General features: G+C 61.3%; 13 protein-coding genes. 9 read left to right on the top strand and 4 right to left on the bottom strand.

Translation table 11 applies throughout. From position 1 onward, the window contains the following. Positions 1–12 precede the first annotated feature (12 nt). Genes KUF55_RS11270 through KUF55_RS11255 form a run of 4 tightly spaced genes read left to right on the top strand, consistent with a single transcriptional unit; the run spans position 13 to position 3,156 of the window. The gene (locus tag KUF55_RS11270) at positions 13–906 is read left to right on the top strand and encodes a F0F1 ATP synthase subunit gamma (protein ID WP_132358324.1); all 894 of its coding nucleotides are present in this window, start codon (positions 13–15) and stop codon (positions 904–906) included. A 59-nt stretch (positions 907–965) separates the two neighbouring features. Further along, a complete protein-coding gene (gene atpD / locus KUF55_RS11265) occupies positions 966–2,423 on the top strand; it encodes a F0F1 ATP synthase subunit beta (protein ID WP_132358322.1) in 1,458 nt (485 codons plus the stop codon). 2 nt (positions 2,424–2,425) lie between these two features. Beyond that, positions 2,426–2,710 (top strand): F0F1 ATP synthase subunit epsilon, encoded by a 285-nt coding sequence (locus KUF55_RS11260; RefSeq protein ID WP_132358320.1) that lies wholly within the window; start codon positions 2,426–2,428, stop codon positions 2,708–2,710. Positions 2,711–2,718: 8 nt separating this feature from the next. Further along, positions 2,719–3,156: a DUF2550 domain-containing protein gene (locus tag KUF55_RS11255; RefSeq protein WP_255556989.1), complete on the top strand. Its 438-nt coding sequence runs from the start codon at positions 2,719–2,721 to the stop codon at positions 3,154–3,156. A 145-nt stretch (positions 3,157–3,301) separates the two neighbouring features. Here KUF55_RS11255 and KUF55_RS11250 read toward each other — a convergent pair whose 3' ends face one another. The 3 genes from KUF55_RS11250 to nucS form a co-directional block, all read right to left on the bottom strand. Further along, on the bottom strand, positions 3,302–3,505 hold the full coding sequence (locus KUF55_RS11250; RefSeq protein WP_068735141.1) for a cold-shock protein: 204 nt from the start codon (positions 3,503–3,505) through the stop codon (positions 3,302–3,304). 214 nt (positions 3,506–3,719) lie between these two features. Then, complete coding sequence (locus tag KUF55_RS11245; RefSeq protein WP_218816704.1) at positions 3,720–4,955, bottom strand: N-acetylglucosamine-6-phosphate deacetylase; 1,236 nt, start codon at positions 4,953–4,955, stop codon at positions 3,720–3,722. A gap of 154 nt (positions 4,956–5,109) precedes the next feature. Further along, positions 5,110–5,805, bottom strand: a complete 696-nt coding sequence (nucS, locus tag KUF55_RS11240; RefSeq protein ID WP_132358316.1) for an endonuclease NucS — start codon at positions 5,803–5,805, stop codon at positions 5,110–5,112. Positions 5,806–5,935: 130 nt separating this feature from the next. Here nucS and KUF55_RS11235 point away from each other — a divergent pair, with 130 nt between their 5' ends. After that, on the top strand, positions 5,936–6,286 hold the full coding sequence (locus tag KUF55_RS11235; RefSeq protein ID WP_218816703.1) for a hypothetical protein: 351 nt from the start codon (positions 5,936–5,938) through the stop codon (positions 6,284–6,286). On the opposite strand, the gene KUF55_RS11230 is transcribed toward KUF55_RS11235, so the two are convergent. Then, positions 6,283–7,590 (bottom strand): AI-2E family transporter, encoded by a 1,308-nt coding sequence (locus tag KUF55_RS11230; protein ID WP_255556987.1) that lies wholly within the window; start codon positions 7,588–7,590, stop codon positions 6,283–6,285. The genes KUF55_RS11235 and KUF55_RS11230 overlap by 4 nt on opposite strands. 227 nt (positions 7,591–7,817) lie before the next feature. Here KUF55_RS11230 and KUF55_RS11225 point away from each other — a divergent pair, with 227 nt between their 5' ends. From KUF55_RS11225 to KUF55_RS11210, 4 genes are all read left to right on the top strand, one after another. Then, a complete protein-coding gene (locus KUF55_RS11225; RefSeq protein WP_218816701.1) occupies positions 7,818–9,587 on the top strand; it encodes a hypothetical protein in 1,770 nt (589 codons plus the stop codon). A 227-nt stretch (positions 9,588–9,814) separates the two neighbouring features. Continuing rightward, on the top strand, positions 9,815–10,729 hold the full coding sequence (locus KUF55_RS11220; protein ID WP_132358310.1) for a tetratricopeptide repeat protein: 915 nt from the start codon (positions 9,815–9,817) through the stop codon (positions 10,727–10,729). 303 nt (positions 10,730–11,032) lie between these two features. Next, the gene (locus KUF55_RS11215; protein WP_132358308.1) at positions 11,033–11,812 is read left to right on the top strand and encodes an ABC transporter ATP-binding protein; all 780 of its coding nucleotides are present in this window, start codon (positions 11,033–11,035) and stop codon (positions 11,810–11,812) included. Next, the gene (locus tag KUF55_RS11210) at positions 11,794–13,362 is read left to right on the top strand and encodes a transporter (protein WP_218816700.1); all 1,569 of its coding nucleotides are present in this window, start codon (positions 11,794–11,796) and stop codon (positions 13,360–13,362) included. Before KUF55_RS11215 ends, KUF55_RS11210 begins: the two co-directional genes overlap by 19 nt. Positions 13,363–13,379 lie beyond the last annotated feature (17 nt).

Raw genomic sequence — 13,379 nt, 5'->3', positions numbered from 1 at the left:
GAAAGGACAAACATGGGAGCCCAGATTCGGGTCTACCGCCAGAAGATTGCTTCGACCTCGTCGATGCGCAAGATCTTCAAGGCGATGGAACTGATCGCCTCTTCCCGTATTGGCAAGGCACGCGCGCGTGTCTCGGCATCGCTGCCGTACGCCAATGCGATTACCCGTGCTGTTACTGCCGTCGCGTCACAGTCAGAGGTTGATCACCCACTGACCACCGAGCCGGAGTCAATCCGTCGCGCGGCGGTCTTGGTTTTGACCTCGGACCGCGGACTCGCCGGTTCCTACTCCGCCAGCGTCTTGAAGCAGGCAGAGCACCTCGCAGAACTGCTCCACTCAGAAGGCAAGGACGTCAAGACCTACCTGGTCGGCCGCAAGGCTCAGGCGTACTTCGACTTCCGTGGACGCGACTTCGCGAAGGTGTGGACCGGTGGAACCGACGCCCCGGAGTTTGAGACCGCACGCGAATTGCGCGAAGTCCTGCTCAAGGACTTCGCCGATGATTTCGAGCTGGGAGGCGTGGACGAAATCCACGTTGTTTTCTCTCAGTTCAAGTCGATGGTCGTTCAGGAACCGACGGTCATTCGTTTGCTGCCGCTTGAGGTTGTCGAGGAGGAGTCTGAGACTCCTGCCGACGAGCTGTTGCCGCAGTACGAATACGAGCCGGAGCCGGAGCAGGTGCTTGATGCACTTCTCCCGCGGTACATCGAATCGCGTATCTTCAATGCCATGTTGCAGGCTGCAGCTTCCGAGCTCGCACACCGCCAGCGTGCCATGAAGTCCGCTGGCGACAACGCCAACGAACTGATCAAGAAGTACACGCGTCTTCGTAACAACGCCCGCCAGGCCGAGGTTACTCAGGAACTTTCCGAAATTGTTGCCGGCGCCGACGCGCTGAACGGCTAACGGAATTTTCCTAACCAGACTTACATCCACGCCATCTACACAAGTGAAGTGAGAGAGAGATGACTGCCCAACTCCACGAGCAGGGTACCGCTGCTTCGACCGGTGCTATCGGTCGTATTGCACGCGTTATCGGCCCGGTTGTCGACGTTGAATTCCCCGCCGACTCCCTGCCCGCTATTTACAATGCTCTTTCCGCTGAGATTACCCTCAACGGCAAGACCACCACCATCACCTTCGAAACCAGCCAGCACCTCGGTGACTCAATGGTTCGCGCGATCTCCCTGCAGGCCACCGACGGACTTGTCCGCGGTACCCAGGTAGTCGATTCCGGTGCACCGATTTCCGTACCCGTTGGCGATGTCGTCAAGGGTCACATCTTCAACGTCTTGGGCGAACCCCTCGACATTGCAGCTTCGGAACTCCAGATCACCGAGCGTTGGCCGATTCACCGCAAGGCACCTGCATTCGCAAGCCTTGAGGGTTCGACCGAAATGCTGGAAACCGGCATCAAGTCGATTGACCTTTTGACCCCTTACATCAAGGGCGGCAAGATTGGTCTGTTCGGCGGCGCCGGCGTTGGTAAGACCGTGTTGATCCAGGAAATGATCACCCGTGTTGCACGTAACTTCGGTGGTACCTCGGTATTCGCCGGTGTTGGCGAGCGCACCCGTGAAGGTAATGACCTCTGGGTTGAAATGGAAGAAGCCAACGTTCTGAAGGACACCGCCTTGGTGTTCGGCCAGATGGATGAGCCACCAGGAACGCGTCTTCGCGTGGCCCTGTCGGCACTGACCATGGCTGAGTACTTCCGCGATGTTCAGAACCAGGACGTGTTGCTCTTCATTGACAACATCTTCCGCTTCACCCAGGCCGGTTCCGAGGTGTCGACCCTTCTGGGCCGCATGCCTTCGGCCGTTGGTTACCAGCCGAACCTCGCCGATGAGATGGGTCTCCTTCAGGAGCGCATCACCTCGACCAAGGGTCACTCGATCACCTCGATGCAGGCCGTTTACGTGCCTGCCGATGACTACACGGACCCGGCCCCGGCCGCGACCTTCGCCCACTTGGACGCGACCACGGAACTTTCCCGTGAAATCGCTTCTCGTGGTCTGTACCCGGCCATCGATCCGCTGACGTCCACGTCGCGAATCCTTGACCCGCAGTACGTTGGTCACGACCACTACAACACCGCGGTTCGTGTTAAGCAGATCCTTCAGAAGAACAAGGAACTGCAGGACATCATTGCTATCCTCGGCATCGACGAACTCGGTGAAGAAGATAAGATTGTTGTTTCGCGTGCACGTCGCATCCAGCAGTTCCTTTCCCAGAACACCTACACTGCTAAGCAGTTCACCGGTGTCGAGGGCTCGACGGTTGCCATCAAGGACACCATCGAGGGCTTCAACGCGATCTGCAACGGCGACGTTGACCACATTGCCGAACAGGCATTCTTCAACATCGGCGGCATGGACGACGTTGAGCGCCAGTGGGCCGACATCCAGAAGTCGACGCGCTAAACATGAGCGAACTCCAAGTCGAAATCGTTGCGGCCGACCACTTCGTGTGGTCGGGTGCGGCGAAACTGGTCAAGGGACGCACCACCAGCGGCGAGATCGGGATTCTTCCCGGCCACGTACCGATGTTGGCCGTTCTAGCTGCCGGCGATCTTGAAATCGATCCGATTTCCGGTTCCCGGTTCTCGGTCCAGGTTGATGGCGGGTTCTTCTCCGTTGACACCGACCGTGTGGTGATCGTAGCGGACAATGCCGTCATGGCTGGTTCCGTACCGGCAGGGAATCGATAGATCCTGCCTTGAACGAACTCGGCATTCCTGTACTCATCGTGTTGGCAGCTCTGCTGCTTGTGGTGATGTTCTTGGGTGCCATGGGAGTGCGCCGCATTCAGTTGCGGCGCACTCTTGGCACTTTTGACGCCTCCATCTCCACTTCCCCCGGGAAGTGGGTGACGGCGATTGCACGGTATGGGGCCGGAGAGCTTGAGTTTCTCAAGCTCTTTTCGGTTTCCCCGCTTCCCGTGCAAAGATTCCGACGCAGCTCGATCCGGCTTAACGGCTGGCGGCGACCTGCAGACGCGGAGATGCACCAGGTGCAGCCCGGAAGCGTCATCGTGATGTTGAGCTATGAAAGCCGAGAAATCTTGGTGGCCATGGACTACCAGACCTATAACGGCCTTTCGGCCTGGCTAGAGGCTGGCCCCGTTGCGGGCGTTGGCACCTGGCGGCAGGACTAAGCAACACAAAAGCATGGGGCGGGATGATTTTTATCATCCCGCCCCATGCTTTTAGTGTTTCTTCTAGCGTTACCACCCGAGAAAATCCGTTGCGCTAAGCGATACGGGACTCCCTCGAGGGAATGTTCAAAGAGTCTGTGAAGTCCTAGAGACCGACAACGCCGGTCGCCTGCGGGCCCTTGGCACCCTGGCCAACTTCGAATTCAACACGCTGGTTTTCTTCCAGAGTGCGGAATCCGTTGGTCTGGATTTCCGAGTAGTGCACGAAAACGTCTGCCTCGGCGCCATCCGGAGTGATGAAACCGAATCCCTTTTCGGCGTTAAACCACTTCACGGTTCCCTGAGCCATGTATATCTCCTCATTTAGTGCGAAAATCTGACCGCTGCACTGTGCAACTGCCATGGGGTGGTACTCAAGTGAGAAGATCACTGACGTGGGTCTGACCCCGCCATGGTCACTTCACACCCGCAGCACTGCTTTGGCGGGTATGACTAACCAACACAAAGACTGAGTCAAGCATCACACACACCCGTGACTAGGGTCAACACCCAACGGCCCGTGGTTACGCAGAAATGTTAAAAATGTTTTCGCCGTTGCGAATGACTTGCTGCAAAGCCAACTTGTGATCAAGGACCAGCAAATCAGCCACAAAGCCTTGGTGGAGTTCCCCTGCCTCGTCAATGAGTCCCAGAACGCTGGCCGGAACCTTGGTAGCGGAGATCAGCGCATCACGCAGATCAACACCCGAATCCACCACGGCACGTAGCACCTCAAGCATGCTGGCGGTGCCGCCGGCCAGAGACCCATTGGAACTCAAGCGTGCCTCACCCCCGGACACCGTGACATCGGCCGGGCCCAAAGTGTAATCGCCATCGGCTAGGCCGGTGGCAGCCATCGAGTCGGTGACCAGGGCGATGGATTCGGCTCCCACGAGGTTGAAGACCGTGCGCACCGTGACCGGGTCCAGGTGCACGCCGTCGGCAACGAGCTCAACGATGATCTTGCCCGCTGCGGCCAGCTCCAGACATGCGGCCACGGGACCGGGAGCGCGGTGGTGCAGGGAGGGCATGCCGTTAAAGAGGTGAGTGACAGTGGGGCGCTCGGTGAATCCGTCGACTCCGGCACTGGCCAATTCTTCCCGGGCAAGATCGAGGGATGCGGTGGTCGTGGGGGCATCGGCATCGGTATGGCCCAGCGAGGGGACAACGCCCTGGGACACCAGCTGCTCCAGCAGGGCATCGGAGCCTTCAAGTTCCGGCGCGTACGTCATGGTGCGCAACTGGCCCGCCGACGCGTTGATCAACTCGTCAACAAAGTCAGCATCCGGATTCGAGAGGAACGCAGGATCTTGAGCGCCGCAACGGGCGGTGGAAAGGAAGGGGCCCTCGGAGTGGATGCCGGCAATATCTCCGCGCTGGGCGAATTCGGCTAGGACCGTTGCCGCGCCGAGCATGTCCGCCCGATTGGCCGTCACCAGTGAGGCCAGGAAGGTGGTGGTGCCGGAGCGATGCAGGTGCTCGATGGCCCGCTGAATGGCGATGGGGTCACCGGAGGGAAAATCTCCACCTGCGGCGCCGTGACAGTGCAGATCAATCAGGCCGGGGATGATGATGGTTCCCTCCGGGCTTTCGCGCAGTTCAAACTCGGCAGCGCCATCCACGAAAGAAAACTCGTGCTCATCACCGGCGAAGGCAATCCGATGGCCCTCAACGGCAATGATGCCGCGGTCGATGTCGAGCCCGGGGGAGAGGAGTCGGCCGGTCAGTGCGTAGCGATGCGGTGCAGAAGTGGCAGTCATGCAACCCAGTCTAGGTTGTGGTGAGCCAAGTCATCATCGTGCCGCTCCGCGCAAATGCGCCCGGCCGCTTCGAACCGACGGGATCGGCCGACATGCGGCAGCGCGGCCGGGGTGCGCCGAAATGTCCCGAGCGACACGAAGGGCCGCGCTAACGCTAGAAGAGTCGTGCCGCCACATCATCGACGCCGCGCATGGCATCGTAATCAAGAATCAGGCAGTCGATGCCACGGTCGGTGGCCAGCGTGCGGGCCTGTGGCTTAATTTTTTGGGCGGCGAAGATTCCGCGCACCGGGCGTAACAACGGGTCGCGATTGAGCAATTCGAGGTAGCGGGTGAGCTGCTCAACGCCGTCGATGTCGCCATTGCGCTTCAGTTCAATGGCGACCGTCGCGCCAGCCGCGTCCCGGGCGAGGATGTCGACCGGGCCAATGGCCGTCATGTATTCGCGGCGGATCATGGTGTAGCCGGCGCCAACCGTCTCGATCTGGTCGGCCAGTAGCCGCTGCAGATCTCCCTCGACGCCGTCCTTAATCAGGCCAGGGTCGATGCCCAGGTTGTGCTGGGAGTCGTGGATGAACTCCTTGATGTGCACCACCAGACGGTCATCGGACTTCTGGTGGGCAACGTGCCAGAGTTCCACATCGCCCTCCGCGGCCTGCTCTTCATCGGGAGCCACCACACGCATTACCGCCGGGGGACTCATCCAGTTCAGCGGTTTGTAGCTACCGCCGTCGGAATGCACCAACACCGAGCCATCGGCCTTCACCATTAACAGGCGGGTCGCTAGGGGGAGATGGGCTCGCAAACGGCCCTCATAATCAACTGAACACTTGGCAATCACTAAACGCACAGAGTGCACTCTACCGGGTTTCGTGCATCGCTCCGAGCGGATGTGCCGCTCACCACGCGGGGAGGGGCACGCGGGTGGTGCCATCGCGTCCCGGCTGGGGGTCAGCGATGATGTGGGGCAGAATTGAGACATGGCCCGCTCCAATCGTCCCTCCCGTTCCTCCGCACCCGCGCCCCGATCTGGCCGGGTCAATAAATGGACGAGACCGGTGGACGATGCTCAGGAGCCGTGGCTGGAAAAGGCTCGTTATGGGGTTCAGCGGCTGCAGGACGCTCCGGACGGGCAGTGGCACGTGCGTCGCATCTCTTCGGTGGGTGCGGCCAAGACCTACACCTGCCCCGGCTGTGGGCGGACCATCGGCCCCGGGACCGAACACCTGGTGGCCTGGCGGGCAGATCACTGGTCCGGAGACGATGCCTCGGCCGCTGCGCGCCGCCACTGGCACCCCAAGTGCTGGGATTCGCGCTCCTACCGCTACTAGCGCTGGTCTTGCCTGACAATAAAGACCTCGCGCAGAATCAACATGATGGCCGCGGCAACGGGAATCGCCATCAGCGCTCCCACCACGCCCAGCAGTGAGCCGCCGGCGATCACGGCGATCACCGCCACGGCACCCGGTACCGAGACAGCCTTTTGCATCACCCGTGGGGAGATGAAGTACGCCTCGATCTGCAGGTAACCGAAGTAGCAGATGGCGTAGATGGCAGCGGTCTGCCAGCCCAGGGTCAGAGAAATCAGCGAGACGAGGATCCCGGCGGTCACCGCTCCAACCAGCGGGATGAAGGCCAGCATGGCGACCAACACGGTGAGCAGGGCCGCAAAGGGCACATGCAGAATACTCATCAAGATCAGTGCGATGGCCGCATTAAGCAGTGCCACAAAGGCCTGCCCGATGACGTAGTTACCCACCGAATGCATGATGGTATCGCCCAGCTCCTCCACCCGGGCGCGGCGCGAATACGGGGCCAAGCGGTAGGCGAAGGTCTTGAGTGCCGGTAATGAGGCCAGGAAGTAGATGGCCAGCACCAGCACGATCAGCACCCCAAACATGCCCTGGGCGATGACCGTGCCCACCCCCAGCACACCGCCAAAGATTCCGCCAACGGCGCCGGAGTCGGAGAAGAACTTACCAATCTCCAGGCTGATGCGATCCGAGAGCTGATATTGCGCATCGAGGGTGACAAAAAATTCCGACTTCAGGAAGTCGTCAACGATTTTTGGGGCACGCTCGATGAACTGCGAGGTTTGCTCGGTGAGTGTGGGGATGATGCTGGAGATGAAACCGGCCACCGAGCCCAGCAGCGCCACCATCGTGATCAATACTCCGACGGTCCGGGTGATGCCGCGGGTGACCAGGAAGCGCACGATGGGATCGAGCCCCAGCGCAATAAAGAGCGCAATCGCGATCCAGATGACCAGTGAGCCCACATTGGTCAGGAGGAAGAAGCCCAGCAGAGCTAGGCCCACACCCACGGTAAAGAGGAAGCCGAAGGCGATGGGGTGGGTCGCCGGGGCAGCTGATAAATCGGCATCGGTCTGGGCCTGGCCGGGGGTGGGAACTGGCGGGAAGCCGAAGTTCGCCGGTGGCTTGATCCGAGTATCGAGAGTGTGTTGGGCGGTACCCAATACACGGCGCCACCAGCGCTGGGGGGCACTGTGCACAGCCGACTCGGGGTTAGTATTCGCCATCGCGGATTCGTTGTGTTCGGGAACCGGCGAACCGGCGGCTTGCGGCGCGCCAGTGGTGGTCCCGTCCTTGTTGTTATTCCCGTCTTGAGTAGTCACAAATTCGAGACTAGTACGCCGGGGACCAGCTGGCACCATTCTTTCGTCGCGGAGCCGTAGGTTGCGGACATGGTGAAGGACACGTCCCCTCCGGGCGTGTTACTACGCACATCTAGGAACCCGAAATCGGTCACACTCGTTAGACTTGAAACGTGCTCGCCGTGGTTTTGGCTGCGGCAGGTGTAGCAGTGGCCGAATTTCGACCCCCCCTTCCGTTAGGTGTAATTGTGCGAAAGATCTTTTCAGCGATCGCTATCATTCTTGGGCTGGCTGCCCTGGTGGCAGGGATCGGTCAGCGTACTATTTGGGCTCCGCCCGAGACGCTGACCGCTTCCGTTGCCGCGGCTCCGGCCGATGCCCCCGTCACCCTCCTCGAGGCAGGGATCGGTTCCGTGGGGGCTCACCCGACGGATATCACCATCACCTCCGATGGCAAATTCACTGCCTCGCTGGTGCGTTCGGCCGATGCACAGGCATGGGTGGGCAAGGCAGCTCACACCAGCATCAGTGGTATCAACGCCGAGACCATGGAATTCGACGTCAGCTCGAAGACCGGTGAAGCCACGGTCCCGAACCCGGCCAAGGCAGATATCGTTCAGAGCACGGAAAACGCAGACAAGACGATGAGCTACCGCTGGACCAACCCCGATGCGGGTTCGTGGACGCTGCTGCTGGCCGCCGATGGCAAGGCCGCAGCGCCGACGCAGATCACGGCCTCGTGGCCCGGCGACACCGCCACCCCGTTCTCGATGCCACTGATCATTTCCGGTGCGCTGCTCCTGATCATTGGTATCGCTCTGGCCGCTGTACGTACCGCGCCTCGTGGCGGCTCCACCGGTGGCGGACGTCGTTCCGTTGACACCGCGGCGGCCACGGCCACCGGTTCGCTTCCCACCGCGGCTGCCGGCGTCACCGAAACACCAATCAAGCCGAAGAACGAACCCGGTTCTCCGAACACCGTGGCGAAGATGGTTGCCGCAGCATCGGTTCTGTCCCTCGCCATCCTTCCCGCCGGTCCGGCCATGGCCGCCAGCGCCACCCCTTCCGAGAGCGCTTCGTCGTCCGTAAGCGCCGCGGCCACACCCAGCGAGGAAGCACCCGAGGTTTACCCGGTGGTCCTCCAGGATCAGCTCGAGCGAATTCTCGGTGAGGTCTCTACCTCCGTGGCGAAGGCCGATAAGTCCAAGAAGGCTGCTGACCTTGATGACCGCACCACCGCGGCTCTGAAGACCCTGCGCACGCAAAACTACAAGCTGCGCAACGACGGAGTGAAGATTGATGGCCCCTCCGCCATCGACACCACGGTGATTCGCTCCGCGGCAGTCCCCACCGACGACGGCGCTCACTTCCCGCGCTCCATCATGGTGGTCACCGCCAAGGACTCGGCCGCTTCAACGATCCCGAGCGTCATCACGTTGACCCAGAAGAGCGCGCGCGATAACTACCAGGTCGCCTTCGCCACCCAGATGCTGCCCGGATCCACGTTCCCAGGCATCGGTGTGGGTGATCCATCGGTGAAGTCGCTGAAGGATGATGCCAAGGATCTGAAGATGACGCCAAAAACGGCGCTCACCCGTCTGGCCGAATTCATGGACGATGAGAAGTCTAAATACGCCGACAACTTCGCCGAGAACGCCTTCCTGACGCTGAACACCAAGGACCAGAACGCCTTGGTCAGCGGCAACAAGGACGGAAAGATCAGCTTCAAGCGCACGGTAAACAACAACGATACCGTCGTGATTTCCACCCCAGACGGTGGCGCCTTGGTATCGGGTAACTTCACCTCGGTGACCACCGCGAAGCCGAAGGAAGACGGCGGTACCATCGGCCTTGACGCGGTGACCTCGAAGATCGTTGATGCCAAGGACACCAAGAAGGGCATCGAGATTACCTACGGCGAGCCGATGCTTGTTTACATCCCGGCAGCCGATTCAAAGGACAAGGTCTCGGTGGTCGCTGCCGAGGTCATTACCAAGGGTGCGAAGCTCCTGAAGTAGTACCAGTGGCGCCTTGATCGATCAGCGGGTCACCCCACAGGTCGGATCGAGGAGCCAGCGAAGAAATGGCGTGGTGGCAATTGGTAAGGGGAACGGAACCCGTACCGAAGGCCACCACGCCTTTTTGTGCCGTGCGCCCGGGGTGCCTCGGCTCAGCTTGTCAGCGGGCAGCGTACGAGTTTTCCTCGTGGCCCGTGCGGGCCTAAAGTAGAGGGATGACCACCAGCATGCCTGAACCCACGCCTCCGTCCTCCCGCGGCGCCATTGATCTGGCTGCCCTCAAGGCAGCAACGCCCGAGCCTGCCGCACCGATCGCCGAGGGCGCACCCACCTGGGTCCGCGCCGTTGATCAGGCGCTCTTCCCGGAAATTGTTGCCCTGTCCAACCAAGTTCCGGTCATCGTTTCTCTCGGTAACCCACGTTCGCCGGGTTCCGTGCAACTAGACGGACTGTTGGCAACGCTGGTCGATGCCAAGGGCGGCGCGCTGGCGCTGGCAACTGTGGATGCGGAAAAGGAACCCGCCATTGCGCAGGCGTTCCAGCTCACCCAGGTGCCCGCGGTTGTCGCACTGATCAATGGCCAGCCCGTTCCCCTCTTCCAGGGTGGTGCCGAACAAGCGCAGATCCAGTCACTGATCGACGAACTGATGTCCCTGGGCGTGCAGCATGGGGTCGCCGGAACCATCCCGCCGCTGGGAACCACGGCTGCCACGGCGGCACCGGTGGCACTGCCCCCACTGCATCAGGCAGCTCTTGACGCGCTGGAAGCCGGGGACCTGATTGGTGCCGAGAACGCCTATAAGCAGGCGCTGAACGAAAAGCCGAATGACAATGAAGCCTCCATCGGCCTGAACCAGGTCCGTCTGCTGATCCGCACCGAGGGTAAAGACCTGGCCCAGGTCCGCAGCGCCGGGGCAGCTAACCCCGATGATCTGGCCGGACAGTTGGATGTTGCGGACATGGATCTGGTGGGTGGCCACGTCGAAGACGCCTTTGCGCGGTTGGTAGCCTTCATCGGTCGCAATGTTGGGGACGAAAAGGAAGCGGCCCGCGCACGCCTCGTTGAACTGTATTCGGTGGTGGGTGTGGGCGATCCGCGCGTTGTGGCCTCGCGTCAGAAGCTGGCCCGCGTTCTGTTCTAGATATTCTCGGCGGCAGGACCCGCCGCACACAACCGATGGGAGGCAGCTCGCAACACCGCGAGTTGTCTCCCATAAGTTTTGCCACTTGGTGCCTGTCACAGGTGCCGTGCTGACAGGGGACTCTCTTACACCGCTCGGCCGAGCTGGCCGAAACCCGTGGAGTTTGGCGCGGCCAGGGACCACGCCGGGCTATACCTGCTGCGCAACCGGGGTCCTTTGGGTGCTTCCCTCGCGTGTGGCGACAAACGAATTAGTCCGCAGGGATGACGGCGAAACCATGTGCCGACTGCTAATTTCATTGGCATGAGCAACTCTTACCTAGATCCTGGTGCACCAGCCCTGTCGATCCGTGAGCTCGGGAAGCGGTTCGGTGCAAAAGTTGCCGTTAACGGCATTTCTCTCGATGTTCCGACCGGATCATTTTTTGGCCTGGTGGGCCCCAACGGAGCGGGAAAAACCACCACGTTGTCAATGGCCACCGGCCTGATGCGCCCGGATGCCGGGCAGATCTGGGTTCACGGCATCGATGTGTGGGCGCAACCGCTCAAGGCCAAGGCGGCGCTGGGTGTGCTGGCGGACGGCGTGCGGCTCTTCGACAGGCTGTCGGGGCGCCAACTGGTGACCTATGCTGGGCTGCTGCGTGGCATGGACCGAGCCACGGTGGATGAACGTACCGAAGATCTCTTGCGCGTGCTGGACCTTGAAGATGCCGGCAGCAAATTGGTCGTCGACTATTCCGCCGGCATGACCAAAAAAATCGCCCTGGCCACGGCCCTGATCCATTCCCCGAGGTTGCTGGTCCTCGATGAACCCTTCGAAGCGGTGGACCCCGTCTCGGCGGCCAACATTCGTGGGATTCTCGCCGACTATGTCGCCCACGGCGGAACCGTCATCGTCTCCTCCCACGTCATGGATCTGGTTCAGCGCATGTGTAGCCACGTAGCTGTCATCGCCAACGGCAACCTGCTGGCTGCCGGCAGCGTCGACGAGGTGCGCGCGGGGATGAGCCTGGAAGACAGATTTGTGGATCTGGTCGGCGGCCGCGGCAACAACGAGGGGCTCTCATGGTTGCATACCTCCTAAAACTCAAGCTCCTACTCTTAGGCAACTCCTTCCGGCGCAGCCCCTGGCAACTGGTTGGCGTGATTCTCGCCGGACTTTATGCCCTGGGCGTGATTGGCATGCTGGTCTCCGCCATGGCATTTTTGGTCGATCGGGAGGCCACCTTCATTTCGATGGTCTTGGTATTGGCCGTCTCGGCCATCACTCTCGGCTGGGCGCTGATCCCACTGGTAGCCTTCGGTGTTGACCTGACCTTGGATCCGGCACGGTTCACGACCTTCGCGATGTCGCGGCCCCAGTTGGCCATCGGTCTCTTGCTGTCTGGATTCATCGGGATCCCCGGACTACTGACGCTGCTGGTGCTCAGTGGCCAGTTCCTCGCCTGGCGCGCAGAACTCTTCACGCTGCTCGCTGGCCTCTTGTGCGGGGTGCTAGCGGCGATGTTTTGCCTGGTGCTGGCCAGATTGACCACCACCACCATGGCGCAGCTCACCGGATCGCGACGCTTCAAAGATGTCGCGGGAATCGTGGTGATCATTCCTCTGATGCTGCTCGGTCCGTTGCTGGTGGTAGTGACCGAGGGAATCGACGGCCTGACGGATTTGCTGCCACGCCTGGCTCAGGTGCTCGGTTGGACTCCCTTGGGGGTTTTTGCCGCGGTGCCGGGTGACGTGGCCACGGGCAATACGGCACTGGCGGTGGGCCGCTTGGCGCTGGGCCTGCTCTATCTGGCCGCAGCGATCTGGGCCTGGGAAAGGGCACTGCATCGGGCCATGGAATCCCCGCGTTCGGCCAAGACCAGCACCAAGGCCGTGGGCATGGGGGCCTTTAACATTTTTCCCTCCACGCCCATCGGTGCCGTAGCCGCTCGGGCCATGACCTACTGGTTCAAGGACCCCCGTTACGGGGCCAGCATCGTGATGGTTCCCCTGCTCCCGGTAGTGATCTGGTTCAGCGCCGGACTCAACGGTGGCGGTGAATTCATGCTTTTGCTCGGTCCGCTTCTGGGTGTGCTGATGGGATTCGCCATTTCCGCCGATGTTTCCTACGACTCCACCGCTTTCTCCTTGCATGTGCTCTCCGGGGTACGCGGGATTCATGACCGTGCCGGTCGCGTGCTGGCCTGCGCCGTGATCGGACTTCCGGTGACGCTCCTGGCATCAATCCTGCCGCCCGTATTATTGGGCCGCGCCGACTTGCTGCCGGCCTCCATCGGCATCTCACTGTGTGCGCTGCTGACCGGACTCGGTGTTTCCTCCGTGGCCTCGGCCCGCTTCACCTACTCGGTGCCGTTGCCGGGGGAGAGTCCCTTTAAGACGCCTCCCGGGGCGGGCGCGCGCATTGCCGTGGTGCAGCTGGCCACCTTCTCCGTTATGGGCGTGCTGTTGGCTCCAGCGGCAGGGCTTGGCTTGGCGCAATACCTCACCGGAAATGATCTGCTGGGCTGGCTCGCTGGTGTGGTGGGGATCGTCATCGGCAGCGTTTTGTTGGTACTGGGCATCCGCATCGGCGGGCGCTGGATGGATCGGCGCGCCCCGGAGCTCATGGCTGCGGTGATGGTCAACAAGTAGAGCGCTTTGGATGGATG

Source organism: Paeniglutamicibacter sp. Y32M11, assembly GCF_019285735.1.
GTDB lineage: Bacteria > Actinomycetota > Actinomycetes > Actinomycetales > Micrococcaceae > Paeniglutamicibacter.
This window is presented reverse-complemented; position numbering and strand designations above follow the sequence as displayed.

Bases quoted from the DNA above. Each gene is read 5' to 3' on its own strand.
- KUF55_RS11215 (WP_132358308.1), top strand. From the start codon at position 11,033: ATGAGCAACTCTTACCTAGATCCTGGTGCACCAGCCCTGTCGATCCGT.
- KUF55_RS11245 (WP_218816704.1), bottom strand. From the start codon at position 4,955: ATGACTGCCACTTCTGCACCGCATCGCTACGCACTGACCGGCCGACTC.
- KUF55_RS11270 (WP_132358324.1), top strand. From the start codon at position 13: ATGGGAGCCCAGATTCGGGTCTACCGCCAGAAGATTGCTTCGACCTCG.
- atpD (WP_132358322.1), top strand. From the start codon at position 966: ATGACTGCCCAACTCCACGAGCAGGGTACCGCTGCTTCGACCGGTGCT.
- KUF55_RS11260 (WP_132358320.1), top strand. From the start codon at position 2,426: ATGAGCGAACTCCAAGTCGAAATCGTTGCGGCCGACCACTTCGTGTGG.
- KUF55_RS11250 (WP_068735141.1), bottom strand. From the start codon at position 3,505: ATGGCTCAGGGAACCGTGAAGTGGTTTAACGCCGAAAAGGGATTCGGT.
- KUF55_RS11210 (WP_218816700.1), top strand. From the start codon at position 11,794: ATGGTTGCATACCTCCTAAAACTCAAGCTCCTACTCTTAGGCAACTCC.
- KUF55_RS11220 (WP_132358310.1), top strand. From the start codon at position 9,815: ATGCCTGAACCCACGCCTCCGTCCTCCCGCGGCGCCATTGATCTGGCT.
- KUF55_RS11235 (WP_218816703.1), top strand. From the start codon at position 5,936: ATGGCCCGCTCCAATCGTCCCTCCCGTTCCTCCGCACCCGCGCCCCGA.